Here is a 24233-nt window from a genome sequence, read left to right on the forward strand (position 1 = left end):
TTCACCCACTAATCGTCCGATTAAAAACCCTGCAGAAACGGATAATCATGCCGATAACTCATATAACGCAGGGCTGTTTATCGTGAATTCACTCTATACCGCTGAAGGTGTAATGGATAAACACTCGCTGTGGCAGCGTTATGTCCCGCTGGTGCGTCACGAAGCATTGCGCCTGCAGGTTCGACTGCCCGCGAGCGTGGAACTTGACGATCTGCTACAGGCGGGCGGCATTGGGTTACTTAATGCCGTCGAACGCTATGACGCCCTACAAGGAACGGCATTTACAACTTACGCAGTGCAGCGTATCCGTGGCGCTATGCTGGATGAACTTCGCAGCCGTGACTGGGTGCCGCGCAGCGTGCGACGCAACGCGCGTGAAGTGGCACAGGCAATAGGGCAACTGGAGCAGGAACTTGGCCGCAACGCCACGGAAACTGAGGTAGCGGAACGTTTAGGGATCGATATTGCCGATTATCGCCAAATGTTGCTCGACACCAATAACAGCCAGCTCTTCTCCTACGATGAGTGGCGCGAAGAGCACGGCGATAGCATCGAACTGGTTACTGATGATCATCAGCGAGAAAACCCGCTACAACAACTGCTGGACAGTAATCTGCGCCAGCGAGTGATGGAAGCTATCGAAACGTTGCCGGAGCGCGAAAAACTGGTATTAACCCTCTATTACCAGGAAGAGCTGAATCTCAAAGAGATTGGCGCGGTGCTGGAGGTCGGGGAATCGCGGGTCAGTCAGTTACACAGCCAGGCCATTAAACGGTTACGCACTAAACTGGGTAAGTTATAACGTCAGTAAATGCCGCACTTTAATTTTGACTACCAGGAGTTCTTAATGATGGTGCAGCACCTGAAAAGACGGCCATTAAGCCGCTATCTTAAAGACTTTAAACACAGCCAGACCCATTGCGCGCATTGCCGTAAATTACTCGATCGCATTACCTTAGTTCGCGACGGCAAAATAGTGAATAAAATCGAGATTTCCCGCCTGGACACGCTGCTTGATGAAAATGGCTGGCAAGTGGAACAACAATCATGGGCGGCATTGTGCCGATTTTGCGGTGATTTACATTGCAAAACGCAGAGTGATTTTTTCGATATTATCGGCTTTAAGCAATTTCTTTTTGAGCAAACTGAAATGAGCCCAGGTACGGTGCGTGAATATGTCGTTCGTCTGCGCCGTTTGGGGAATCATCTACACGAGCAAAATATTTCCCTCGATCAGCTGCAGGACGGTTTCCTTGATGAAATCCTCGCCCCGTGGCTGCCCACCACCAGCACCAACAATTACCGCATCGCATTACGGAAGTATCAACACTATCAGCGTCAAACGTGTACCGGACTTGTGCAGAAATCCTCCAGCCTGCCTGCTTCTGATATATATTAAATAAGAATAAGATGTAGCGGAGTTGTTTTTGTGTTTACAAACAATGGCTCTACACTGCAAACAGACATAACAACATTCGGGGTGAATATGAAATTAGCACATCTGGGACGTCAGGCATTGATGGGTGTGATGGCCGTGGCGCTGGTTGCGGGCATGAGCGTTAAAAGTTTTGCAGATGAAGGTCTGCTTAATAAAGTCAAAGAGCGCGGCACGCTGCTGGTAGGGCTGGAAGGAACTTATCCGCCGTTCAGTTTTCAGGGGGATGACGGCAAATTAACCGGTTTTGAAGTGGAATTTGCCCAACAGCTGGCAAAACATCTTGGCGTTGAGGCGTCACTAAAACCGACCAAATGGGACGGTATGCTGGCGTCGCTGGACTCTAAACGCATTGATGTGGTGATTAATCAGGTCACCATTTCTGACGAGCGCAAGAAAAAATACGATTTCTCTACCCCTTACACCATTTCCGGTATTCAGGCGCTGGTGAAAAAAGGTAACGAAGGCACCATTAAAACGGCTGCTGATCTGAAAGGCAAAAAAGTGGGTGTCGGTCTGGGCACCAACTATGAAGAGTGGCTGCGGCAGAATGTTCAGGGCGTCGATGTGCGTACCTATGATGATGACCCGACCAAATATCAGGATCTGCGCGTAGGCCGTATCGATGCGATCCTCGTTGATCGTCTGGCGGCGCTGGATCTGGTGAAGAAAACCAACGATACGCTGGCAGTAACCGGTGAAGCATTCTCCCGTCAGGAGTCTGGCGTGGCGCTGCGTAAAGGAAATGAAGACCTGCTGAAAGCGGTGAATGATGCAATTGCGGAAATGCAAAAAGACGGCACTCTGCAAGCTCTTTCCGAAAAATGGTTTGGTGCTGATGTGACCAAATAATCAGCATAATGACAAAAAAGGGCGCTTTCACTAGCGCCTTTTTTATTTACGCGTTTTCAGCGTGCATAATAAGAAAATCACAACAACACACATCGGAGGCTGTTATGCCACTGCATAATTTAACCCGTTTTCCACGGTTGGAGTTTATCGGCGCGCCAACGCCGCTCGAATATCTGCCGCGCTTTTCTGATTATCTTGGACGGGAAATTTTCATCAAACGGGATGACGTCACACCCATGGCAATGGGCGGCAATAAATTACGTAAGCTGGAATTTCTCGCGGCAGATGCCCTGCGCGAAGGTGCCGATACGCTGATTACTGCCGGCGCGATCCAGTCTAACCATGTGCGCCAGACTGCCGCAGTCGCGGCGAAACTCGGTCTGCACTGCGTGGCGCTGCTGGAAAATCCTATTGGCACAACCGCAGAAAACTATTTAACCAACGGCAATCGTTTGTTGCTGGATCTGTTCAATACCCAGATTGAAATGTGCGACGCACTGACCGATCCCAATGCCCAACTGGAAGAGCTGGCGACGCGAGTCGAAGCACAAGGCTTTCGCCCGTATGTCATTCCGGTTGGCGGTTCTAATGCTCTGGGCGCGCTGGGTTATGTGGAGAGTGCGCTGGAAATCGCGCAACAGTGTGAAGGGGCGGTTAATATTTCGTCGGTGGTGGTCGCATCGGGCAGTGCCGGAACTCACGCCGGATTGGCTGTTGGGCTGGAACACCTGATGCCTGAAAGCGAACTGATTGGCGTGACCGTGTCGCGTTCCGTTGCCGATCAATTGCCGAAAGTGGTTAACCTACAACAGGCGATTGCGAAAGAACTGGAGCTGACCGCATCAGCGGAAATTTTACTCTGGGATGACTATTTTGCACCTGGCTACGGCGTGCCGAACGACGAAGGCATGGAAGCAGTGAAATTGCTGGCGCGTCTGGAAGGCATTCTGCTTGATCCTGTGTATACCGGAAAAGCGATGGCGGGGCTGATTGACGGTATCAGTCAGAAACGCTTCAAAGATGAAGGGCCGATTCTGTTTATTCATACCGGCGGCGCGCCTGCGCTGTTCGCCTATCATCCCCACGTTTAGCTCCGGGAACGCTCATGCAAGAAAGTATACAACTGGTTATTGATTCCTTGCCGTTCCTGTTGAAAGGGGCTGGGTATACGCTGCAACTCAGTATCGGCGGCATGTTTTTTGGCTTACTGCTCGGGTTTATTCTCGCGCTGATGCGCCTGTCGCCAATCTGGCCCGTGCGCTGGCTGGCGCGTTTTTATATCTCTATTTTTCGTGGTACGCCGCTCATCGCACAACTGTTTATGATCTATTACGGCCTGCCGCAGTTTGGTATCGAATTAGATCCCATTCCGTCAGCAATGATTGGTCTGTCGCTGAACACTGCCGCCTATGCCGCCGAAACGCTGCGCGCCGCCATTTCTTCTATTGATAAAGGTCAGTGGGAAGCCGCTGCCAGTATTGGTATGACGCCGTGGCAGACCATGCGTCGCGCGATTTTGCCACAGGCGGCGCGGGTGGCGTTGCCGCCGCTGTCGAACAGCTTTATCAGTCTGGTAAAAGATACGTCGCTGGCCGCGACAATCCAGGTGCCGGAGCTGTTCCGTCAGGCGCAGTTGATTACCTCGCGCACGCTGGAGGTGTTCACCATGTACCTGGCGGCTTCGCTCATCTACTGGATCATGGCGACAGTATTATCGACGTTGCAGAACCATTTTGAGAATCAACTTAATCGCCAGGAGAGAGAACCAAAATGAGTGCCATTGAAGTTAAGAACCTGGTGAAAAAATTTCACGGTCAGACGGTGCTGCACGGTATCGACCTCGAGGTAAAGCCTGGCGAAGTGGTGGCAATTATCGGTCCGAGTGGTTCCGGCAAAACCACGTTGCTACGCAGCATAAATCTGCTGGAACAACCGGAAGCGGGAACGATCACCGTTGGCGATATCACTATTGATACTGCACGTTCATTAAGTCAGCAAAAATCGCTGATTCGCCAGTTGCGTCAGCACGTCGGGTTTGTCTTCCAGAACTTTAATTTGTTTCCGCATCGTACGGTGCTGGAAAACATTATTGAAGGGCCGGTGATCGTCAAAGGCGAACCGAAAGAAGAGGCCACGGCGCGCGCTCGCGAGCTGCTGGCGAAAGTTGGGCTGGCCGGTAAAGAAACCAGCTATCCACGTCGTTTGTCTGGCGGTCAACAGCAGCGTGTTGCGATTGCGCGTGCGCTGGCAATGCGTCCTGAGGTGATTTTGTTTGACGAGCCAACGTCAGCGCTGGATCCAGAGCTGGTGGGCGAAGTCCTGAACACAATCCGCCAGCTGGCGCAGGAAAAGCGCACGATGGTGATTGTGACGCACGAAATGAGCTTTGCCCGGGATGTTGCGGACCGGGCGATTTTTATGGACCAGGGGCGGATAGTCGAGCAGGGGACAGCAAAAGCGTTATTTGCTGATCCCCAGCAGCCTCGCACCCGCCAGTTCCTCGAGAAGTTTCTGCTGCAATAATAAGAAAAAATCAGCCCCGACGATTCACCTGTCGGGGCGGGACGCCATTTCAAGCGTGATAAAACTGCTTAACAAATCAGCATAACTCATTAATAACATAAGAGAATGCGATGGCTTGCAAAAGTAATTCATTGCCTGAATAATATAAATTATATATAAATCTTATTTATGTGATAGTTTGAATTATCATTATAAATGATACTCACTCTCAGGGGCGTTGCGGTTTACTATGCAGGATACGGATTTTTTCAGCTGGCGTCGCACGATGCTGTTGCGTTTTCAGAGGATGGAGGCCGCAGAAGAGGTCTACCATGAAATAGAGCTTCAGGCTCAGCAGCTGGAGTACGATTACTATTCGTTATGTGTTCGCCACCCGGTACCATTCACGCGACCTAAAGTGGCTTTCTACACCAATTACCCTGAGTCGTGGGTTAGTTATTATCAGGCAAAAAATTTTCTCGCAATTGATCCGGTGCTGAACCCTGAAAACTTTAGTCAGGGCCATTTAATGTGGAATGATGACTTATTCAGCGAAGCACAGCCGTTATGGGAAGCCGCGCGCGCACATGGTTTACGCCGCGGTGTCACTCAGTATTTAATGCTGCCAAATCGGGCGTTGGGCTTTTTGTCCTTTTCCCGTTGCAGCGCTCGCGAAATACCCATTCTTAGTGATGAACTGCAATTAAAAATGCAGTTACTGGTGCGCGAAAGTCTGATGGCTCTGATGCGTTTAAATGATGAAATAGTGATGACGCCAGAGATGAATTTCAGCAAGCGCGAAAAAGAAATTCTGAAATGGACGGCGGAAGGGAAGACATCAGCAGAGATAGCGATGATTTTGTCAATCTCTGAGAATACGGTCAATTTCCATCAGAAAAACATGCAGAAAAAAATCAATGCACCAAATAAGACCCAGGTGGCCTGTTACGCGGCCGCTACTGGCTTAATTTGATCGCTTTTCTTTCTGCGTGCCAGATGCAAAAACCGGCTGAAAGGCACGCTCTCAGCCGGTTTTATATTACTGACGGTAGGCTTGTTTAATTTGCTTAACCGTTTTGGAAAATACTGCAGCCTGGGTTTCGTCTTCGATCAGCGCAAGCTGTTTTTCCATCTTTAACATCACGCGGCCCGCGTCAGCTTGTCCCATCGCCTGCAGCATCAGCGTCAGCATCGCTTTCAGGCAGGAGACTTCATTTGCCAGTTCTTGATTATTCTCGGCAGTAGAAAAATCAGGCGTACTCATTTATTTTCCTCGTCATGTTGCAATGAAAATTTGCGGTGAAAAATGTTAAGGCGGCGGAGTATACCATAAGCTTTGCTAAAAATAGCAGTGGTTGTTTTTTGAGCGTGATATCGGCAGTGCTATAAAATACGTTAATATAATGACCAATAAATATTTTTATCATGAATGTTTTTTGCCCGTATTGTTCGGGTTAATTAATGTTACATATTCAGCGGGCTGATTTTCATTTTTGCTGAATAAAGTCAATTTTTGTCACATTTCATCGTAGGGCTTACTGTGAAACGATCCGGTAAGCCGTTGGTGACGGGCGTGACCATAACTGTGGACAATCGAATTGACAAAAACGAGAGAAAAATCGAATACCCACCATTTTTAACGTTTCAAAGTTGCAATAAAAACCGCTAATATACGAATGACTAACTATCAGTAGCGTTATCCCTATTTCTGGAGATATTCCTTTGATCAACGTTCTACTTGTTGATGACCACGAACTGGTGCGCGCAGGGATACGACGCATTCTGGAAGATATAAAGGGTATAAAAGTCGTCGGTGAGGCATCGTGCGGTGAAGACGCCGTTAAGTGGTGCCGGACAAATGCCGTTGACGTGGTGCTAATGGACATGAGTATGCCGGGCATTGGCGGTCTTGAGGCGACGCGTAAAATCGCGCGTTCCACAGCTGATGTCAAAATCATCATGCTTACCGTCCATACAGAAAACCCTTTACCAGCGAAAGTCATGCAGGCCGGTGCTGCGGGCTACCTCAGCAAAGGCGCGGCTCCGCAGGAAGTCGTGAGTGCGATTCGTTCTGTCTATTCAGGGCAGCGTTACATTGCTTCTGACATCGCTCAACAAATGGCGTTAAGCCAGATCGAACCAGAAAAAACAGAAAGCCCATTTGCCAGTTTGTCTGAACGTGAATTGCAGATTATGCTGATGATCACCAAGGGCCAGAAGGTCAATGAGATCTCAGAACAGCTCAATCTCAGTCCGAAAACGGTGAACAGCTACCGCTATCGTATGTTCAGTAAACTAAACATTCATGGCGATGTTGAGCTGACTCACCTGGCAATTCGCCATGGTCTGTGTAATGCGGAGACATTATCAAGTCAGTGAGTGATCAGTTTGACGCAAAAGCGTTTTTAAAAACCGTAACCAGCCAGCCAGGCGTTTATCGCATGTACGATGCTGGTGGTACGGTTATCTATGTCGGCAAAGCGAAAGACCTGAAAAAACGGCTTTCCAGCTATTTCCGTAGCAACCTCGCTTCGCGCAAAACCGAAGCGCTGGTCGCCCAGATCCAGCAAATTGATGTAACGGTTACTCACACAGAAACCGAAGCGCTGTTGCTGGAACACAACTACATCAAACTCTATCAGCCGCGTTACAACGTTTTGCTACGCGATGATAAATCATATCCTTTTATCTTCCTGAGTGGTGATACCCACCCGCGTCTGGCGATGCATCGTGGTGCGAAGCATGCCAAAGGTGAATATTTCGGCCCGTTCCCGAATGGCTATGCCGTACGTGAAACACTGGCGCTACTGCAAAAGATTTTCCCCATTCGCCAGTGCGAAAATAGTGTTTATCGCAATCGCTCGCGTCCGTGTCTGCAATACCAGATAGGGCGCTGTCTGGGACCGTGCGTTGAAGGACTGGTGAGTGAAGAAGAATACGCTCAGCAGGTCGAGTATGTGCGCCTGTTTTTGTCTGGCAAAGATGATCAGGTGCTTACGCAACTCATTAGTCGTATGGAAACTGCCAGCCAGAATCTGGAGTTTGAAGAAGCTGCACGTATTCGCGACCAAATTCAGGCGGTGCGACGCGTCACCGAAAAACAATTCGTTTCCAATACCGGCGACGACCTCGACGTTATTGGTGTGGCGTTCGATGCGGGCATGGCTTGTGTCCACGTATTGTTCATTCGTCAGGGCAAAGTGCTCGGCAGCCGCAGCTATTTCCCGAAAGTGCCTGGCGGTACGGAACTGAGCGAGGTGGTAGAAACCTTCGTAGGCCAGTTCTATTTACAAGGCAGCCAGATGCGCACCTTACCGGGTGAGATCCTGCTCGATTTTAATCTTAGCGATAAAACGCTGCTCGCCGATTCCCTTTCAGAACTGGCGGGACGCAAGATTAATGTTCAAACCAAACCTCGCGGCGATAGGGCGCGTTATCTGAAACTCGCGCGCACCAATGCGGCGACGGCCTTAACCAGCAAACTTTCGCAGCAATCTACCGTTCACCAGCGACTGACCGCGCTTGCCAGCGTGTTGAAATTGCCGGAAGTGAAGCGGATGGAGTGCTTTGACATCAGCCATACCATGGGCGAACAAACCGTCGCTTCCTGTGTGGTGTTTGATGCTAACGGCCCGCTGCGTGCGGAGTATCGGCGCTATAACATTACAGGCATCACGCCGGGCGATGATTATGCGGCGATGAATCAGGTGCTGCGTCGGCGTTATGGTAAAGCCATTGACGACAGTAAGATCCCGGATGTGATCCTTATCGACGGCGGCAAAGGCCAGCTTGCGCAGGCGAAAAATGTCTTCGCCGAACTGGATGTCTCATGGGATAAAAATCATCCACTGCTACTTGGCGTTGCCAAAGGAGTAGATCGTAAGGCTGGGCTGGAAACACTGTTCTTTGAGCCGGAAGGTGAGGGATTCAGTTTGCCGCCAGATTCTCCCGCGCTGCATGTTATCCAGCATATTCGCGATGAATCACACGATCACGCGATTGGCGGGCACCGTAAAAAACGGGCGAAGGTCAAAAATACCAGCTCCCTGGAAACCATTGAAGGCGTCGGGCCAAAACGTCGGCAAATGTTGTTGAAATATATGGGCGGTTTGCAAGGTTTACGTAACGCCAGCGTCGAGGAAATTGCAAAAGTGCCGGGTATTTCGCAAGGTCTGGCAGAAAAGATCTTCTGGTCGTTGAAACATTGATGTCTCTGTAGCAACATAGGGGTAATCTTACTGACAACAGATAGTTACCCGTCATTATGCAATTTAATATCCCTACGTTGCTTACACTGTTCCGTGTCATCCTTATCCCATTCTTTGTATTGGTCTTTTATCTGCCTGTCACCTGGTCGCCGTTTGCCGCCGCGCTCATTTTCTGCGTCGCGGCGGTGACTGACTGGTTCGATGGTTTTCTGGCACGCCGCTGGAACCAGAGTACCCGGTTTGGTGCTTTCCTTGACCCTGTAGCAGATAAAGTTCTCGTGGCTATCGCCATGGTGCTGGTAACCGAGCATTATCACAGCTGGTGGGTGACCCTACCGGCGGCAACGATGATCGCCCGTGAAATTATTATTTCTGCGCTACGCGAATGGATGGCGGAGTTGGGTAAACGCAGTAGCGTGGCTGTCTCCTGGATTGGGAAAGTGAAAACCACTGCCCAGATGGTGGCGTTGGCCTGGCTGCTGTGGCGTCCGAACATTTGGGTTGAGTACGCCGGTATTGCACTTTTCTTTGTGGCTGCGGTACTGACTCTGTGGTCAATGTTGCAATATTTGAGCGCTGCGCGTGCAGATTTGCTTGATCAGTGATCGTTTCGGCGTAATTTTCAGCAAACGATCAAAAGTGGTGAAAAATATCGTTGACTCATCGCGCCAGGTAAGTAGAATGCAACGCATCGAACGGCGGCACTGATTGCCAGACGATAATAAAATCAAGTGATTAACTGATTGCTTGATGAATGCGGGAATAGCTCAGTTGGTAGAGCACGACCTTGCCAAGGTCGGGGTCGCGAGTTCGAGTCTCGTTTCCCGCTCCAGTTTAAAAGACATCGGCGTCAAGCGGATGTCTGGCTGAAAGGCCTGAAGAATTTGGCGCGTTAACAAAGCGGTTATGTAGCGGATTGCAAATCCGTCTAGTCCGGTTCGACTCCGGAACGCGCCTCCACTTTCTTCCCGAGCCCGGATGGTGGAATCGGTAGACACAAGGGATTTAAAATCCCTCGGCGTTCGCGCTGTGCGGGTTCAAGTCCCGCTCCGGGTACCATGGGAAAGATAAGAATAAAATCAAAGCAATAAGCAGTGTCGTGAAACCACCTTCGGGTGGTTTTTTCGTATTTGTATTTTGTGCAATGGCGGTAGAGTGGCGATGGTGTGGCGATATGCAGAAACAGTGGTAGTGCACGTGCTGTTTAAACTCTAAGGATGAAGCAGAATTCTTCTGCAGCTCTTCCGTATTTCGTATAGTGAACCAGGACCTCTGTTAAACAAAAATTTTTCTGGGATTTTTCCACTCGACTTCATTTTTCCTCCTGCAATCCCCCAACAGGTACCTGCGCTAATCTATCTTTTTAATCTGACAACATCTTGGGAAAAGGCAAATTCGTCAGATTTACTGTTTTTCTGCTGCCTCGAATGCCGATGTCTGAAGCACTGATAAGAGTTCTATCTCTTTGATATAGATCTTTTTTTTGATGAATTGCACGACATATTATCGTTATGACACCTTCTTGTTAAAGGTATTGTGCTCCTCATCTCGATTTTATGATGTGGGCTATGATTGGTTAGTAATAGAGTGTATCGGTATGCGATGTGGTTTATTAATGGCAATCTGCCTTTGTTTAGTATCTTTTAGTGGATATGCAGCAACAGGAAAGTCTGATGCTCAGATCAAAAAAGAAATAATTAAAGAATCCATTGAATCTTATCCAGGCAATTGTGCGTGTCCTTATAATCATGCAAGGAATGGTAGTAGATGTGGTGGACGCAGTGCATATAGCCGTAATGGAGGGTATGACGTGGTATGTTATGAGGGTGATGTTACCGATGAAATGATCCGGCAATGGAAGCAGGAGAATGCTGAGTAATCTCTTTTAACAGGTTTGTTGTGCGAGCATTATGTGCCGTTAACGGTACACTAGCTAGTGATAGTTCCAAAAAGAAAACCCGCAGTTCTTACGCTGCGGGTTTGTTGTTCATGTCTGTGAGATAGGGTGCCACTTCAGCCAACCTTAGCAACCGATTGACGGGGGATTGCTCCCCCGTCGCGGTTTCCTTACTGCTTACACTGTAAGAACGCCGCAAACTCCGCTCCCCAGAAGCTCATCCGTATTTCACACAGCGAACCGTGTAGCATCCAGATGATGAGGATTACCGTCACGCAGAACGTGATGGCCGTAAGCGATTTTTGCGACATAGCGCTTGCTCCTTTGTTGGAGAGGCGCTAACCTATCACTTGCTTAAGGTAGATATGTTAGGGCCTCGGTTAAACAGAAATGTTTTCCGGGGCCTTTCCACATCCGGCCTTCGGGTATTCCCTCCGACCATCAGCCGAAAGGCACCCGCGGGTAATCTATCGTTTTTTTGTTACTCCGGCAATTCTGCCTGTTAATTCTGAGGTAAAGGCAAACTCATCTGATTGTTTCCCCTGTGTGAAGCTGGCAGCTCATGCCACGGGATACCTTCCGAAGAGTGAACGCCGGAGGCGTGTTTTGATGTGAATTTATGGAAAGCTTCCAGTGTTGAGAAGCATACGCCGCATTCCAGGTTGTTACACTGGTAATACTTTTGCCGCACAGTGTTTGAATCGTTTTCCGGACGACTGGTGCGGATTCGGGCAGATGCGCCACAAAGCGGACAACGGAACATAGCGACCTCCCTTAACGTGGTGCTGCCGCTATTCTAAGTTGTAATAGCTCAGACTCCAACTGACAGTTTGCGCAGCCAGAATACAATCAAACCTAGCGGTACGCTTTGTGCGAAGAGCGGAAGTTCGCAACTCCAACAACTTTGATAACCTCCGCATAAATGGAAATCGGTTGCTTACATAAGTTTATTGGCTGAGGTACATATCGGGAAGCAAGCGGGCAGTGCCATCTTATCTGTTACAATCCCGAAATGATTGTTCAGCCCGCTTTTTCTAACAGCATGTAAACATTCAACTGCAAATTTCGTTGTTGCTGCATGTTATCTCTTCAAGTGCAGCGGCGTTATAATCAACGGAATGATCAACCTGTGATGTAGGTCTGCCAAAAAATTCAACCCCTGACATAATCATGTTGCCGATATTCTCTCGCTGTTTATCACTGAGCCTGTCCCACCACTCAGGGGATGAATATGTATTTTCGGCCTTTGTGAAGAAAAAATACAGAAGGGTATTGAACATCCTGTTAGCCGGGATCTTAATTAGTGTCCGTATAAAACGTCTGATAATTGTTGAAGTTCTCAGCCAACTGAACACTACATATCCCTTACCTCCGCAGGAAAAAGCATTGAAACATACTTGTTCCGCCGACACTGTAAGATCGCTCAAATCCTGAATTTTGGTCCCATCGAAATCCCTCTCCGGTGAAAGAATTGACGAAACTACAATTGGTAAAGGCTCTGCAAAAGTGAAGATAACACTTTCAATTTCTGAAAATTGCCTGCTAAGTAGGATGCGGTCGAGGCTAGTTTTAAGATTATTTAATTCAATTATTGCTGCATTTAAGCCACTTTGGTGCTGGTCGATTAATTTCTGAATATAATACTGTTCAACTTGTAGCTTTCCTTTATCGGCATTTTTAGCAAAATCGGAAGATAGCACTCCCCCTTCTTTGGCGTAAATTTCTTTAGACAATGAACGAAACATTAAGGCAAAGCACTGCTCGTCCGTGCCTGTAAATTTTTCGTTCTCTAGGCATGAAAACAAGATTCTGTCATGAACTGCACAAAATCCTGTAAAAGTGGATGCCTGATTGATACCGATCTTCTCGGGAAGCCATTTTCCGTTGTTTCTCATCAGGCTTGCTAAGTTCATTATCACCCCCATGACGTGATTGCTGGAGTCGGCGATCGCCTTAAGGCTACTGCTCTTAGATATCGTATGCGCCTGAACGATGCGTTTATCACAATCTTCGTGCATGGATGCTGGCGCATAACATGCCTTTCTCTGCGAGAGAGACTTTGAAAATTTCAGTGCCTCGGCTTTGGATACCGGAGTTTCACGGTCTCGACCAAGATGGCACTTTTTATACTTAAGTCCTGAATTACACCAGCACTTATCATTTCTTCCTAATTTCACTTTATTGTTTCCCACGAAATTAATGTTCTATAACAAAAACACTTATCGAAAATAGGTGTAATTTATCACTCCGGCAGCTAAAAGATCATCTGCCACATGCACGATAATAAATCTTCCTTGCGTCATCATCTCCCTCTGTTCTTAAATCAGGTGTTGCCTGTGTGTGGAGGATTCGCGAAGTACAGTAGCCGAAATGCATGATCTTACCCATCAATGGTGAGCACGCGATAATAAGTGAGTCCCTAATTGACCACTCATGGCAATACAACTTCAACCAGCATTCATGACCACTATCCGTGGATTAACTGTTACATAAGCAACACCTGCTCTAGGCACAAAGCGGGCTACCAGATTGGGTCTGGCACTGTGCTGTGAGTGTGTCAGTTCTGGTTTGAGTCAATACATCTAATTTGCTCATTCTGTTTCCGCTATCCATTCCGGGATTTTTGCTTCAAGCTCAAGCTGTGTGGTAAAGCCACTGTCATCAATAGTGTGCTCGGCTTTTGCAATAATCCAGTCCTGATTATCAATCTCGCTTTTAAATCCTGTTACCGTGCCATGCATTTCGGGGTAGAGTTCTGCACGTCCACGCGCCAGCGTGATGGAAAATGATGCGGCTCCGCGTTGTAGCTGCTGCCACTTTGCCGCCGCTGCGCGTCTTGCTGCCTGCTCGTTCTGATAAGTCTTGCGTAACACAAACACATTGCCTTCTGCGCCTTCCATATAATCACCTTCACGGCTGCTGCTTTTCTCCTTTTTGGGTTTTGGCGGTTTGCGGCGTTTCACGCTGACTTTTTTCTTTTTCCCGTAATTAAGATCAAGCCAGTAAGCGCGTACCCCCGTATACGCTTCGCGGTCAGCAATGCGGAACTGATGGCGATCGCCGCTGCTGCGTGTGATGGCGAACGAGGGCAACGGCTGGCCCTGTGCGTTCACGCCACCGCCGGGCATGATGAATAACAGGTTACCGCTTTTTACCGTGGTGATTGCGCCCAGCATTTCCGCCATGCGCGTGAGGAAGGACATGTCGCTTTCTTCGGTCTGGTCGGCGTGGTCGATTTCGATATCCATCAGCATTTCGCTGATTTGCGGTTTCAGGCCGTACCGATGAGCGATGGCGGATACCACGCGCTCAACGGTCACATCATGCCAGGACACTTCACGTTTAACGTTAAATTCATCCCGAAAATCTGCGCTTCTGGCTGAAACAGTCAGCCTGTCCGGCGGTCCTTCGTGAGCGATTTCATCAACAATGTAAGTGCCTTTTTCTGTCAGCGGTTCTCCTTTCCAGCCAATGAGAACCGTCAGGCGCGCGCCCCGTGGCGGTAGCTGCAACTGACCATCCGCATCATCCAGCGTGATGGTGAGCTGGTCCGCCTCAAATCCCCGGTTGTCGGTCAGTGACAGGCTCATCAGGCGCTCTGCCACGCCTGACAGCGTTTTACCCTCCGCGAGAATATCAAAATCTGGCATTTTCACGGGGTCTGTGCCCTGACTGAGCAATTGCATGGTGGTGTCGGTCATCTGTTCCCTCCCTGTGCGGCATGGTCGCATGTGCGTGCAGAGGGGGTTACTGCTTTTTGTTGTCGCCGGGTCGGGAGAACGGCGCAGGGGTGAGATTACGCGCGTGGTGGGTGATGATTGTTGCCGAATCATTTAACGGATACAAGGGGCTGAAGCTATGAGTGAAACTCGTTTTCATGGTGCCCGTGTTACGGAAAATACCGACCTGGTAACAGCGATTAACGATGTTGATTCCAGCGTTATCGGTATCGTGGCAACGGCGGATGATGCGGACGCGGAGCTGTTCCCGCTGAACAAGCCCACACTGCTGACCCGCGTCAATGATGTGCTGGGAAAATGCGGGACAACGGGGACGCTTTATCGTGCGCTTAAGGCCATCGCAGACCAGGTGAGCACAAAGGTGGTCGTCGTTCGCGTGGCTGAACACAAAGAAGAAGACGGAAAGACGCAGGATCAACTGGTTATCGGTGGTTCTGAGGATGACGGCAGCTATACGGGGATGTATGCGCTGCTTGTTGCAGAGCAGGATGAAAGCATCGGATACCGTCCGCGTATTCTGGCCGCGCCGGAGCTGGACACGGAGGCTGTAACAAAATCCCTGTGCGTGATTGCAGGTAAACTGCGCGCGTTTGTGTATGCCTCATGTCACGGCTGTAACACGATGGCTGAGGCGATTACCTACCGCCAGAAATTCAACGAACGTGAGGTGATGCTCTTATGGCCGGACTTCATCGCCTACAACCCGAAAAGTGGCAAAAACGAAACGTTCCCCGCGCCTGCCTATGCGTGCGGCCTTCGTGCGTACATTGACCATGAGCAGGGCTGGCACAAATCATTGTCCAACGTTCCGGTTAAAAATGTGCTGGGGATGTCGAGGCATGTGTTCTGGTCGTTGCAGGCCGAAGACAGCGATGCCAACAGCCTCAACAACAAAGAAATCACGACCATTATTCGTCGCAACGGGTTCCGCTTCTGGGGCAACCGCACACCGGAAACGAACGCCTACATCTTTGAGGTGTATACCCGAACCGCACAGGTGCTGGCTGATTCAATTGCGGAAGCGCAGTTTGAAACCATCGACAGTCCACTGACGCCTGCGAACGTGAAGGATGTTATCAGTGCCATCAGGGCAAAACTGGATTCACTGGTGACTGCCGGGAAACTGATTGGCGCGGAGTGCTGGTATGACGTGGTGGATAACAGCACCACGGATTTACGTCAGGGGCGTGTGCGTATTCGCTACAAATATACGCCCGTTCCGCCACTGGAAGACATGGAGCTTTACCAGACGTTTACTGATGAATACTTTGAACCCGCATTTGCGGTGCTGGGAGGTGCCTGATGGCTGTGCCAAAACATCTTCGCTTTTTTACGCTGTTTGTGGATGGTGAAAACGAAGTGGGTAAGGTGACGTCCGTCACTTTGCCTAAGCTGACGCGCAAAACCGACAGCTACCGGGGTGGTGGCATGATGGGGGCGGTAAGTATTGATCTCGGCCTGGACGACTCCGCGCTTGATGCGAGCTTTGTCATGGGGGGCGCAGTTCGTGAGCTGTTCCTTAAGTATGGCGGCACGATTGACGGCACGCTGCTGCGTTTTGCGGGTGAATACTACACCGATGCAGAAAGCGACCTGTATGAAGTCGAAATGCGCGGACGTGTGACGGAAATTGATATGGGGGAAGCCAAACAGGGCGAAGCCACATCACACACTTACGCCATTAAAAACACCTACTACAAGCTGAGTGTTAACGATCGCCCGTTGTGGGAGATTGACCTACTGAACTTCATTTACCGGAAGGACGGCAAGGACATTGTGCCCGATCGCATCCGTTCCGCGCTTGGGCTTGGCTGATAAGTAATATGCAGGCGGCGCAGTGCGTCGCCTCTGACTGAAAGGAGTTTCCTGATGAAAGAGACGAAAAACATCGATAACACGGTAGTTACTGACACTGTGAAAGAAACCAGTGAGCGTGGCGTAAAACTTACCCAACCAATTGAGCGAGGCGGCGAAAAAATCACGTATGTGGAGATCACCGGGGCTATTGAGCAGGCTGGATCTCTGCGAGATTTGTCGCTGTCTGATGTGCTGAATCTGAAAGCGGAATCCATGTTTACGCTGCTGTCACGCGTGACATCACCGCGACTGGATGAAGTGACGATCAAAAAAATGGCATCCCGTGACTTTATTCAGTTATGTGTGGTTGCCGTAAATTTTTTGAGTGGTGCGGACTCTGGCGGGAAGAACGAACAGGCGACGGAAGCCTGATCACGGTTGTGTGCTTTGAGCACATAGAAGACTTTGTGGCGGATATTGCCGCCATTTTTAACTGGTCGCCCGCCGAAATCTTCATGATGACGCCCGGCGAAGTGGTTAGCTGGCGCGAGCGGGCGGCACTTCGCAGCGGGAATGCAGATAATGAAGACTCTTGATATCCGGGTCGCTTTCAGCGCCGTTGACAGGCTGACCCGGCCTGCCGAAAACGCCCGCCGCCTGATGGGGCAGTTTGGTGACTCCATCCAGCGAACGCAGGGGGCGATCAAAAATCTCGAGCGTCAGGCGCGATCATTTGAGCGCGCCCGCGACGCTGTCAGTAAAGCGGATACGGGTATCGTGAAAGCACGACGCCAGCTTAACGCCCTTAATCAGTTACAACGTACGGGTACAGTGCTCAGCGAAAAACAACAAAAGCTGATGCAGCAGTTAAGCACCCGGCTTGAACGCCTGAATGAATCGCGCACACGGGAAATTCAGAAAATGCGGGAGCTTGGCGGAGAGCTGAAACGCCACGGCATTTCCCTGACAGGCAGCGATAACACCATCCAGCAGGCCATCAGACGCACCGAACAGTACAACAACCAGCTTGAACACGAACGGCAGGCGCTTGCGCGTGTAACGCGGGCGCGTGAGCGGTATTCGCGTGCGCAGGAAACCGCGGGAAAACTGAAAACAGGTGGTGCACTGGCTATAGGTGCGGCAGCGGCGGGCGGCTATGCTGCCGGGCGTTTTTTGCAGCCCGCGATTGGGTTCGGGAAAGAGATGTCCCGCGTTCAGGCTCTGACGCGAATCGACAAAAACAGCCCGCAGTTTAAGGCGCTGCGTGAGCAGGCGTTAAAACTTGGCTCTGAAACGCAGTTCACTGCAGGCGATGCCGCCAGTGGGCAGGCATTTCTTGCAATGGCTGGCTTCACTCCGCAGGCCATTCAGGCTGCGCTTCCCGGCGTACTGAGCATGGCAACGGCTGGCGGTATGGATCTCGGCGAAACGGCAGATATTGGCTCAAATATCCTGACGCAGTTCGGCCTTTCTGCTGACCAGATGGACCGGGTCGGTGACACACTCACCGCAGCGTTTACCCGTACCAACACTGACCTTCGCGCACTGGGCGAAACCATGAAATATGCAGGTCCGGTGGCGGGTAAGCTGGGAATATCGCTGGAGCAGGCCGCAGCGATGGCGGGCGTGCTGGCGAATATGGGCATCAGAGGGAGTGATGCCGGGACGGCAATGCGTGCCAGCCTGGCTCGTCTGGCATCACCGCCAAAGGCGGCGGCAGAAGCTCTGAAAGAGCTGGGCGTGTCCGTCTCGGATGCCGGGGGCAAAATGCGCCCGATGGAAGATCTGCTGGCTGACCTTTATAAAGCTACCCGCAAATACGGGGAAGTTGACCGGGTATCCTTCTTTAAGGACATCGCCGGGGAAGAGGCTTTCACATCGTTTATGGCACTCGTTGATGCGGCGGGTGACGGTTCCTTACCCAAACTGAGAAAAGAACTTAAGGGCGCACGCGGTGAGGCTGAACGCACGGCAAAGGTTATGGCCGACAACCTTGATGGCGACCTGAAAAATCTCGACAGCGCATGGGAAGGTCTTCGTATTCGCATCAGTGATCTGGTTGACGGTCCGCTGCGTTCTGTCACGCAGTGGCTAACGCGGGTGGTCTCAAAGGTGACGGCACTGGCGCAGGCCCATCCTGTACTGACGCGCCAGCTACTGATTGCAGGCGGTGCGCTGCTGGCAGTGACTGCAACCGTAGGCTCGTTGTCGCTTGCTCTTGGTGTGCTTGCTGGCCCACTGGCAAAACTGCGTCTTGGTTTTTCCCTCCTGACTGGTTCAATGAATGCTGTCAGACTCCTGCCAGCACTATGGGGAATGGTGACGGGTTCCGTTTCGTTACTGGGGGGCGCTATCGGGGCGTTGTTCAGTCCGGTCGGTCTTATCGTGGCTGCGCTTGCCGGAGCTGCCGTTCTCATCTGGAAATACTGGGATCCCATCAGGGCATTTTTTGCCGGGGTGTTCAGCGGGATTATGGAAAGGCTGACCCCGTTGCGCGAAACCTTTGAACGGTTTGGTCCTGTTTTTGACGCAATCGGAAGCGGGATCAGCCAGGTGTTTAACTGGTTTAAATCGCTGTTGTCACCGATGGAGTCCAGCAAGGAAACGCTGGATAAATGTACCAGTGCTGGCGAGATATTCGGTAACGTTCTTGGTGGCGCGTTACAGCTTGTTCTGACGCCTGCAAAAATGTTGCTGGATACGCTGGCGTGGATACTTGAAAAACTCGGTGTGCTTCCGGATGAAGCGGAAAGGGCGAGAAAGAAAATCGAAGACGCACAGCGTGCGGCTATTCTCCAGGACAAGGTTGCCTTGCTTCAGGGGGACCTGGCGAAAATCAATCCGCCGAAGCCTGTAGAAAATGGCAATGGCACCGGAGGTGATAAACCCAAAGATAATAAACCGCTCACAGACAGCAATACCGGTACGCTACGCAGGCTCAGCAAAATTGCTGATAACACAGGTAAGCTGGTTGATGAGACGAAAAAACGCATTGGCCCCGGCGATATTGTCTTTAAGAACCTGCCCCGCGCACTTGCCGTTCGTGGGGAGTGGCAGGAGCGGAAGATTGCGCAGGTCAGTAAGCCTGCCCCCGCAATTAATATCACGCCTGTGGTTCCGGCCCCGCTGCCTCCGGCGCTGGTCCCTGTTGTTGCGGCCAGCTCCCGCCCGGTGGCGGAGGCCATACGATCGCCAGTGGCATCAGCCCCAACACCTTCGCGTAACCGGGAACCTGTTGCCTCAGGATTTGGCGGTGAAATTCATGTTCATCTGCATAACGTTGTTACGCAGAATCCCCGCGAACTGGCGAAACTGGTCGGTGAAATGGTCAGGGCAGAAATGGAACGGCGCGCCCGTGCCGGGCGTGGCAGTTTTTACGATAAAGATTGAGGAGTCATGGCCATGATGATGATCTACGGCATGTTTGTTTTTGAGCTGCGCACGCTGCCGCATCAGCAGTTACAGCAAAACAAAAGCTGGCGGCATGTGAAAAATGAACGCGTTAACCGTTCAGCAAGCTGGCAGTATATCGGTGCAGGTGATGATCGCATCGTTCTTTCTGGTGTGCTTTATCCTGAAATTACAGGTGGCGAAGTGTCGCTGTCGCTGCTGACCACGCAGGCGTATACAGGACGACCCTGGCCTTTGATTGATGGCGTCGGGCAGATTTACGGCATGTATGTCCTGACCGGAACGAATACGACCCGTTCCGAGTTTGATCGCTACGGTAAGGCGAAAAAGATAGAATTTTCACTAACCCTTGAACGCTGTGATGAGGATTTGCGGGAACGCCTGCAATCCTCATCGTTCAGCGATATGCTGTCCGGCTTCAAAGATAAGGTGACATCATCTCTTAACAGCGCGGCCAGTTCAGTTAAAGGGCTGTTCTGATTAACGCAAAACCGCTAATGGTCAGATTAGCGGTTCTTTCTGAAAGTGTTTCTCTGGAGCTGATAAAACGTATTCCTCCTGAGAAGATTAAAATTTCTTATCAGGGAGCAGGAGAATAGCCTACGCCTCCGGCAGTTCAGGCCAGATGACATCCGGTGCGGTGCTGGTATCTGTTGCCGTCACAGCGTCGATATAATCCAGCACAACGTTAAGTCGGGTAGTTTCCTCTTGCGTCAGTTTGCGCCCGGCCTGCAGCTTTAACTGAATCACGCTGATATTGACCATTGCTGCGTCTAACAGCGACTGTTTTTTCTGTTCAGCGTCAGCTACCAGTTCATCATGAGAACGTTCCGGAGTGGGTGGCGCAGTAAATCCCCCGTCTGAATACACCCAGCCGATTCCGGGCTGCTCACTGATATCAGAAATATTAATGAGCTGCTGATTATCCGGCACTGTGAATTCAGCCTCGCCATCCCAGACAATGACATTCACAACCATCCCATTTTCAATAACTGCATATGACGTATTCATTATGCAAACTCCTCGATAATACAAATCCCTGAAGCGCCTTTCCCGCCCGTCATACTGGTTCCGCTATAACCGGCATCGTATGCGCCACCTCCGCCTGAACCATATGCTTTACCGATAACACCACCGCCAGCGCCTGCACGTCCACCGCCGCCCCAGTACGATGTTCCGCCTTCACCGCTGACGCCGATATTTCCGGACTGACCGTCGCCTCCATCTCCACCAGTGATGCGGATATCGCCAGTACTCGGCACACCTCCGTTACCGCCGTTTGTGTTTGTAACACCCACTTTCCCGCCACCTTCGCCACCAGGAGCAATTAACGATGCGAATACGCTATTCCCGCCCCTGGTGCCGTTCGTCGCACTAACACCACCGGCCCCACCTGCGCCGATAGTGACTGGATAACTATTCTGTGTCGGGGTCATTATTGAAATTATTGTTCCACCGGCCCCACCGCCAGCACCGAAAAACGTTTCATTATTGGATGCAGCCTTGCAGCCGCCCCCTCCGCCACCGCCGCCCGTTATTGTGACCCTGATCCGTTTTGTTCCTGGCGTCGGGGTGTATGTACCTGATGAGGTGAAAACCCTGGTATTCAGCCAGCGTCCAACGTATCCACTTGCATCGCTCAGACCAAGATATTGAATAACCGCCTGTGTGCTTGCTTTAGCCAGAATATTCCGTCCAACGTTAGTCAGGGTTGTCAGGCTGGCTGTATCATTCCCCGTAAAATACGGAAGTTTGTCTGCCGCAGTGGCAAGGCCTGCCAGTGCGGTCAGTGTGGCGTCGGCAGGTTGTTTTCCATTGGCAAGGTCATATACAGCCTTCACGGCTTTTGGTGTGGCAGCCTGCGTTTCTGACGTGCTGTTAGTGGCGCTGCTGAGTTGCACGGTACCTTTTACCGTCAGTGAAGCTGCAGGCACATCCGTTATCTGGCTCCACGGGTGCGTGTGACTGACAGGTGCCTTACCTGCTGCAAGGTCATATGCCGCCTTCACAGCCTTTGGTGTGGCAGCCTGCGTTTCTGACGTGCTGTTAGTGGCGCTGCTGAGTTGCACGGTGCCTTTTACCGTCAGTGAAGCTGCAGGCACATCCGTTATCTGGCTCCACGGGTGCGTGTGACTGACAGGTGCCTTACCTGCTGCAAGGTCATATGCCGCCTTCACTGCCTTTGGTGTGGCAGCCTGCGTTTCTGACGTGCTGCTTGTAGCGCTACTGAGCTGAACAAGGCCTTTTCGTGCTGTGGTCGCGTCCTGTGCGGTATATTTCCCATTAGCAAGGTCATACGCGATCTTTACCGCTTTCGGCGTTGCGGCCAGTGTTTCAGACGTGCTGTTGGTTGCGCTGCTTAACTGAGTAAAACCTTTTGCGGTCAGCGAGGCGTCCGGGTGACGTCGTGACTGTTCGTGCTCTGAGATTTTGTCATCCACATATTTGCGGGTTGCCAGAACCACAGACGGGTCGATTTTCAGCGTGATGGCTTCGGTGTTCGTGACAACCAGAATCATGCGGATAGTCTGGGTGCGTCCACTGCCTTCCTGCAACTGCGGTTTGTACGTTTCCGGGCAGTTTGCCACCGCAATAAGTACGCCTTCATCATCATAAAGACCAATCTCACGGATCCAGAATCCTCCCTCGTTTTCAGGGATGATTTGTTCCGCAATAATCTGGCTCTGATTGTTAGGGTCAACACTCAGAAGATTCAGCGGCGCAATGCGTTTCTGGTTAATCAGTTTTGTTTGTGCAGGGTCTGGTGTTGGTAACACACCATTTGCATCACCAACGGCCATTTGCGTCAGATTCAGCTTACTGCCGAGCATCGTCGCGTTAGCCAGTCGTGCCGCGCCCTGATTAGTCAGAATGGCGTAGTATTTCACTGTCATGCGTTTACTCTCAGATTATCAATTAAATGAATGGCCGGGGCAGGGAAATAATCCCCTTCGACAATAATGGACTCCGGGGTGTAGGGATAAACCGTCAGGGCATCGCCGTGATAGCATCCCGTACCAACGAAAATATTTCCGTTCACACTCAGGCTGATCGCCAGCCCTGTCAGATGGCGACTTACTGGTTTTGCATCCGCAATAAGGCGCTCAAGTTCCTGATACATTTCATCGGTGATGCCCTGATCAAGTACTCCGACAACAATGCGAAATGTTCCCGGCTCCTCGTTGAGTTGCCACCACTCCTTTACTTCAATCAGGTAGCCGAGAGGCTCTACGGCTCTTCGCAGTGCGCTGATGGTCCCTTTGTGTCGGTGTATCAGCCATGCATCACGAATCACCTGTCGCTTTGTCTCTTCCGGCCAGTTGCGATCCCAGCGGTCAACGGAAAATGCCCAGGCGAGATAAGGCAGCAGGTGCACCGGGCAGGTGTCCGGCGACCACAGCGTGTTGAGGTCTACCGGGATGTCTGTAATGCGCGTTCCGACAGCTTCGGCACAACGCATGAAACTGCTGGCTGATGGTGGTAACAGTGAATTACTCATTGCGCCCACCTTCGCTGATGGTGAACGACTCACAGCGCGCCGCCTGTATGTCGCTGATGGCCATATTCTGTGTGGGTTCGATTATCTCCACGCGTTGCACACCGTGCACATGCAGTGCGGCAGCAATGGCGGACAACGCCACGTCCTGACCGATAAGCCCCTGCTCAGCCAGCCACTTCCTGAACGACGATTCCGCCGCAGCCAGAATAGGTTCGGATTCCGGGCCGGGGTAAAAGTACAGTTTTGCATTCAGCCGCCATGTCACGATTCTGGCGCTCTGTACGGTCAGGCGGTCGGCCACCGGGCGGGTGTCCTCTGCATTCAGAACGGCGCGAACGGTATTAAGCAACGCCTCCGTTGCTGTGCCGTCGCCTTCAGTGGACAGAATGGAAACCGTCACATTTGCCGGAGACGGACTGATAGCCCGCGCATCACGCACCAGACCGCTGGCGCTGCGTGCAAAATACTCGTATGCACCTGACGGGCCAGCAACACTCAGGCCGTCGTACGCCCGCTGCGCCCGCAGTCTCAGCGAGGTGTCGCTCTCCATCACCGCGTCGGTGGTATCCGTTGCCGGAGTGATAACCAGGCGTTTTGTGTTCATATTGCCCGCGAGGTTGTCCAGGTCTGTCCCGGCGCTGTGGCTTAACATGCAGGCGCGTGCCCCCTCGTTAACCCGCTGGCGTAACAGCATTTCACGAAACGACATGGTTTGAGCGATAACGTTAAGGGGTTCCGATTCCAGCTCCAGCGCGGCGGAAACGGCTTCACGCTGTTCGGCGGGATAAGCCGCAATCATCATGGCCTTTGTGTCAGCCAGAATTGCCTCAAAGTCAGGCTCCGCGATGATGGCGGGGTCCGGTAACTGTGAAAGGTCAACGGCGGGCATGAT

Annotated in this window: 26 protein-coding genes, 3 tRNA genes and 2 pseudogenes; 20 read left to right on the forward strand and 11 right to left on the reverse strand. The window is 51.2% G+C overall.

The window, feature by feature from the left end:
- The first annotated feature begins 82 nt into the window (after positions 1–82).
- From fliA to sdiA, 7 genes are all read left to right on the forward strand, one after another.
- Positions 83–802 carry an RNA polymerase sigma factor FliA gene (gene fliA, locus HGD79_RS01230; RefSeq protein ID WP_001087467.1) on the forward strand — a complete coding sequence of 240 codons (720 nt, stop codon included), beginning with the start codon at positions 83–85 and terminating at the stop codon, positions 800–802.
- Between the two features lie 45 nt (positions 803–847).
- Positions 848–1399, forward strand: a complete 552-nt coding sequence (gene fliZ, locus HGD79_RS01235) for a flagella biosynthesis regulatory protein FliZ (protein ID WP_001301374.1) — start codon at positions 848–850, stop codon at positions 1397–1399.
- Positions 1400–1486: 87 nt separating this feature from the next.
- A complete protein-coding gene (gene tcyJ, locus HGD79_RS01240; protein WP_001295643.1) occupies positions 1487–2287 on the forward strand; it encodes a cystine ABC transporter substrate-binding protein in 801 nt (266 codons plus the stop codon).
- Positions 2288–2391: 104 nt separating this feature from the next.
- Complete coding sequence (gene dcyD, locus HGD79_RS01245; protein ID WP_001128215.1) at positions 2392–3378, forward strand: D-cysteine desulfhydrase; 987 nt, start codon at positions 2392–2394, stop codon at positions 3376–3378.
- A 14-nt stretch (positions 3379–3392) separates the two neighbouring features.
- Complete coding sequence (gene tcyL, locus HGD79_RS01250; protein ID WP_001158220.1) at positions 3393–4061, forward strand: cystine ABC transporter permease; 669 nt, start codon at positions 3393–3395, stop codon at positions 4059–4061.
- Positions 4058–4810, forward strand: coding sequence for an L-cystine ABC transporter ATP-binding protein TcyN (gene tcyN / locus HGD79_RS01255; RefSeq protein ID WP_074526519.1), 753 nt, complete (start codon positions 4058–4060; stop codon positions 4808–4810). The genes tcyL and tcyN overlap by 4 nt, the downstream gene beginning before the upstream one ends.
- 229 nt (positions 4811–5039) lie before the next feature.
- Entirely contained in the window at positions 5040–5762 is a 723-nt protein-coding gene (gene sdiA, locus HGD79_RS01260; protein WP_001154279.1) for a transcriptional regulator SdiA, read from the forward strand.
- Positions 5763–5828: 66 nt separating this feature from the next.
- On the opposite strand, the gene yecF is transcribed toward sdiA, so the two are convergent.
- The 3 genes and pseudogenes from yecF to HGD79_RS26935 all read right to left on the reverse strand — a co-directional run.
- Positions 5829–6053 carry a DUF2594 family protein YecF gene (yecF, locus tag HGD79_RS01265; protein ID WP_000106474.1) on the reverse strand — a complete coding sequence of 75 codons (225 nt, stop codon included), beginning with the start codon at positions 6051–6053 and terminating at the stop codon, positions 5829–5831.
- Complete coding sequence (yecU, locus tag HGD79_RS01270; protein WP_000590347.1) at positions 6040–6216, reverse strand: protein YecU; 177 nt, start codon at positions 6214–6216, stop codon at positions 6040–6042. The genes yecF and yecU overlap by 14 nt, the downstream gene beginning before the upstream one ends.
- Before the next feature lie 82 nt (positions 6217–6298).
- Positions 6299–6370, reverse strand: a pseudogene (locus tag HGD79_RS26935) (transcriptional regulator); the annotation flags it as partial.
- Positions 6371–6511: 141 nt separating this feature from the next.
- Here HGD79_RS26935 and uvrY point away from each other — a divergent pair.
- From uvrY to HGD79_RS01305, 7 genes are all read left to right on the forward strand, one after another.
- Complete coding sequence (gene uvrY / locus HGD79_RS01275) at positions 6512–7168, forward strand: UvrY/SirA/GacA family response regulator transcription factor (protein ID WP_000611335.1); 657 nt, start codon at positions 6512–6514, stop codon at positions 7166–7168.
- The gene (gene uvrC, locus HGD79_RS01280; protein WP_001283424.1) at positions 7165–8997 is read left to right on the forward strand and encodes an excinuclease ABC subunit UvrC; all 1833 of its coding nucleotides are present in this window, start codon (positions 7165–7167) and stop codon (positions 8995–8997) included. The genes uvrY and uvrC overlap by 4 nt, the downstream gene beginning before the upstream one ends.
- A gap of 56 nt (positions 8998–9053) precedes the next feature.
- A complete protein-coding gene (gene pgsA / locus HGD79_RS01285; RefSeq protein WP_001160187.1) occupies positions 9054–9602 on the forward strand; it encodes a CDP-diacylglycerol--glycerol-3-phosphate 3-phosphatidyltransferase in 549 nt (182 codons plus the stop codon).
- 151 nt (positions 9603–9753) lie between these two features.
- Positions 9754–9829: transfer RNA gene (locus HGD79_RS01290), tRNA-Gly, on the forward strand.
- 54 nt (positions 9830–9883) lie between these two features.
- A tRNA-Cys gene (locus HGD79_RS01295) sits at positions 9884–9957 on the forward strand.
- A 12-nt stretch (positions 9958–9969) separates the two neighbouring features.
- A tRNA-Leu gene (locus HGD79_RS01300) sits at positions 9970–10056 on the forward strand.
- 538 nt (positions 10057–10594) lie between these two features.
- The gene (locus HGD79_RS01305; RefSeq protein WP_001303543.1) at positions 10595–10876 is read left to right on the forward strand and encodes a hypothetical protein; all 282 of its coding nucleotides are present in this window, start codon (positions 10595–10597) and stop codon (positions 10874–10876) included.
- A gap of 188 nt (positions 10877–11064) precedes the next feature.
- Here HGD79_RS01305 and HGD79_RS01310 read toward each other — a convergent pair whose 3' ends face one another.
- The 4 genes from HGD79_RS01310 to HGD79_RS01325 all read right to left on the reverse strand — a co-directional run bounded on the left by HGD79_RS01310 (position 11065) and on the right by HGD79_RS01325 (position 14595).
- The gene (locus tag HGD79_RS01310; protein WP_000078920.1) at positions 11065–11205 is read right to left on the reverse strand and encodes a Hok/Gef family protein; all 141 of its coding nucleotides are present in this window, start codon (positions 11203–11205) and stop codon (positions 11065–11067) included.
- Positions 11206–11396: 191 nt separating this feature from the next.
- Positions 11397–11657: an ogr/Delta-like zinc finger family protein gene (locus tag HGD79_RS01315; RefSeq protein ID WP_000488107.1), complete on the reverse strand. Its 261-nt coding sequence runs from the start codon at positions 11655–11657 to the stop codon at positions 11397–11399.
- A gap of 289 nt (positions 11658–11946) precedes the next feature.
- Positions 11947–13086: an SEC-C domain-containing protein gene (locus tag HGD79_RS01320; RefSeq protein WP_001317900.1), complete on the reverse strand. Its 1140-nt coding sequence runs from the start codon at positions 13084–13086 to the stop codon at positions 11947–11949.
- Between the two features lie 399 nt (positions 13087–13485).
- On the reverse strand, positions 13486–14595 hold the full coding sequence (locus tag HGD79_RS01325; protein ID WP_021525649.1) for a contractile injection system protein, VgrG/Pvc8 family: 1110 nt from the start codon (positions 14593–14595) through the stop codon (positions 13486–13488).
- A 157-nt stretch (positions 14596–14752) separates the two neighbouring features.
- On the opposite strand from HGD79_RS01325, the gene HGD79_RS01330 reads away from it, so the two are divergent.
- Genes HGD79_RS01330 through HGD79_RS01355 form a run of 6 tightly spaced genes read left to right on the forward strand, consistent with a single transcriptional unit; the run spans position 14753 to position 20322 of the window.
- Complete coding sequence (locus HGD79_RS01330) at positions 14753–15937, forward strand: phage tail sheath family protein (RefSeq protein WP_029364402.1); 1185 nt, start codon at positions 14753–14755, stop codon at positions 15935–15937.
- Positions 15937–16449: a phage major tail tube protein gene (locus tag HGD79_RS01335; RefSeq protein ID WP_000290450.1), complete on the forward strand. Its 513-nt coding sequence runs from the start codon at positions 15937–15939 to the stop codon at positions 16447–16449. The genes HGD79_RS01330 and HGD79_RS01335 overlap by 1 nt, the downstream gene beginning before the upstream one ends.
- A 54-nt stretch (positions 16450–16503) precedes the next feature.
- Positions 16504–16863, forward strand: a complete 360-nt coding sequence (locus tag HGD79_RS01340) for a tail protein (RefSeq protein WP_029364400.1) — start codon at positions 16504–16506, stop codon at positions 16861–16863.
- 8 nt (positions 16864–16871) lie between these two features.
- On the forward strand, positions 16872–17027 hold the full coding sequence (locus HGD79_RS01345) for a GpE family phage tail protein (protein WP_000333494.1): 156 nt from the start codon (positions 16872–16874) through the stop codon (positions 17025–17027).
- Positions 17014–19821: a phage tail tape measure protein gene (locus tag HGD79_RS01350; RefSeq protein WP_168848257.1), complete on the forward strand. Its 2808-nt coding sequence runs from the start codon at positions 17014–17016 to the stop codon at positions 19819–19821. The genes HGD79_RS01345 and HGD79_RS01350 overlap by 14 nt, the downstream gene beginning before the upstream one ends.
- Before the next feature lie 12 nt (positions 19822–19833).
- Positions 19834–20322, forward strand: coding sequence for a phage tail protein (locus HGD79_RS01355; protein WP_000979954.1), 489 nt, complete (start codon positions 19834–19836; stop codon positions 20320–20322).
- A 120-nt stretch (positions 20323–20442) separates the two neighbouring features.
- On the opposite strand, the pseudogene HGD79_RS01360 reads toward HGD79_RS01355, so the two are convergent.
- From HGD79_RS01360 to HGD79_RS01375, 4 genes and pseudogenes are all read right to left on the reverse strand, one after another.
- Positions 20443–20793, reverse strand: a pseudogene (locus HGD79_RS01360) (tail fiber assembly protein); the annotation flags it as partial.
- A 59-nt stretch (positions 20794–20852) separates the two neighbouring features.
- Positions 20853–22736 carry a tail fiber protein gene (locus HGD79_RS01365; RefSeq protein ID WP_168848259.1) on the reverse strand — a complete coding sequence of 628 codons (1884 nt, stop codon included), beginning with the start codon at positions 22734–22736 and terminating at the stop codon, positions 20853–20855.
- Complete coding sequence (locus tag HGD79_RS01370) at positions 22733–23341, reverse strand: phage tail protein I (protein ID WP_029364295.1); 609 nt, start codon at positions 23339–23341, stop codon at positions 22733–22735. The genes HGD79_RS01365 and HGD79_RS01370 overlap by 4 nt, the downstream gene beginning before the upstream one ends.
- Complete coding sequence (locus HGD79_RS01375) at positions 23334–24230, reverse strand: baseplate J/gp47 family protein (RefSeq protein ID WP_001111925.1); 897 nt, start codon at positions 24228–24230, stop codon at positions 23334–23336. The genes HGD79_RS01370 and HGD79_RS01375 overlap by 8 nt, the downstream gene beginning before the upstream one ends.
- Positions 24231–24233: the final 3 nt, after the last annotated feature.

Source organism: Escherichia sp. SCLE84, from assembly GCF_012584495.1.
GTDB lineage: Bacteria > Pseudomonadota > Gammaproteobacteria > Enterobacterales > Enterobacteriaceae > ECMA0423.

Bases quoted from the DNA above. Each gene is read 5' to 3' on its own strand.
- HGD79_RS01310 (WP_000078920.1), bottom strand. From the start codon at position 11,205: ATGTCGCAAAAATCGCTTACGGCCATCACGTTCTGCGTGACGGTAATC.
- dcyD (WP_001128215.1), top strand. From the start codon at position 2,392: ATGCCACTGCATAATTTAACCCGTTTTCCACGGTTGGAGTTTATCGGC.
- tcyL (WP_001158220.1), top strand. From the start codon at position 3,393: ATGCAAGAAAGTATACAACTGGTTATTGATTCCTTGCCGTTCCTGTTG.
- HGD79_RS01305 (WP_001303543.1), top strand. From the start codon at position 10,595: ATGCGATGTGGTTTATTAATGGCAATCTGCCTTTGTTTAGTATCTTTT.
- fliZ (WP_001301374.1), top strand. From the start codon at position 848: ATGATGGTGCAGCACCTGAAAAGACGGCCATTAAGCCGCTATCTTAAA.
- HGD79_RS01335 (WP_000290450.1), top strand. From the start codon at position 15,937: ATGGCTGTGCCAAAACATCTTCGCTTTTTTACGCTGTTTGTGGATGGT.
- HGD79_RS01370 (WP_029364295.1), bottom strand. From the start codon at position 23,341: ATGAGTAATTCACTGTTACCACCATCAGCCAGCAGTTTCATGCGTTGT.
- yecF (WP_000106474.1), bottom strand. From the start codon at position 6,053: ATGAGTACGCCTGATTTTTCTACTGCCGAGAATAATCAAGAACTGGCA.
- HGD79_RS01375 (WP_001111925.1), bottom strand. From the start codon at position 24,230: ATGCCCGCCGTTGACCTTTCACAGTTACCGGACCCCGCCATCATCGCG.
- tcyJ (WP_001295643.1), top strand. From the start codon at position 1,487: ATGAAATTAGCACATCTGGGACGTCAGGCATTGATGGGTGTGATGGCC.
- HGD79_RS01315 (WP_000488107.1), bottom strand. From the start codon at position 11,657: ATGTTCCGTTGTCCGCTTTGTGGCGCATCTGCCCGAATCCGCACCAGT.
- HGD79_RS01340 (WP_029364400.1), top strand. From the start codon at position 16,504: ATGAAAGAGACGAAAAACATCGATAACACGGTAGTTACTGACACTGTG.
- sdiA (WP_001154279.1), top strand. From the start codon at position 5,040: ATGCAGGATACGGATTTTTTCAGCTGGCGTCGCACGATGCTGTTGCGT.
- HGD79_RS01325 (WP_021525649.1), bottom strand. From the start codon at position 14,595: ATGACCGACACCACCATGCAATTGCTCAGTCAGGGCACAGACCCCGTG.
- HGD79_RS01350 (WP_168848257.1), top strand. From the start codon at position 17,014: ATGAAGACTCTTGATATCCGGGTCGCTTTCAGCGCCGTTGACAGGCTG.
- HGD79_RS01355 (WP_000979954.1), top strand. From the start codon at position 19,834: ATGATGATGATCTACGGCATGTTTGTTTTTGAGCTGCGCACGCTGCCG.
- HGD79_RS01330 (WP_029364402.1), top strand. From the start codon at position 14,753: ATGAGTGAAACTCGTTTTCATGGTGCCCGTGTTACGGAAAATACCGAC.
- HGD79_RS01365 (WP_168848259.1), bottom strand. From the start codon at position 22,736: ATGACAGTGAAATACTACGCCATTCTGACTAATCAGGGCGCGGCACGA.
- pgsA (WP_001160187.1), top strand. From the start codon at position 9,054: ATGCAATTTAATATCCCTACGTTGCTTACACTGTTCCGTGTCATCCTT.
- tcyN (WP_074526519.1), top strand. From the start codon at position 4,058: ATGAGTGCCATTGAAGTTAAGAACCTGGTGAAAAAATTTCACGGTCAG.
- yecU (WP_000590347.1), bottom strand. From the start codon at position 6,216: ATGATAAAAATATTTATTGGTCATTATATTAACGTATTTTATAGCACT.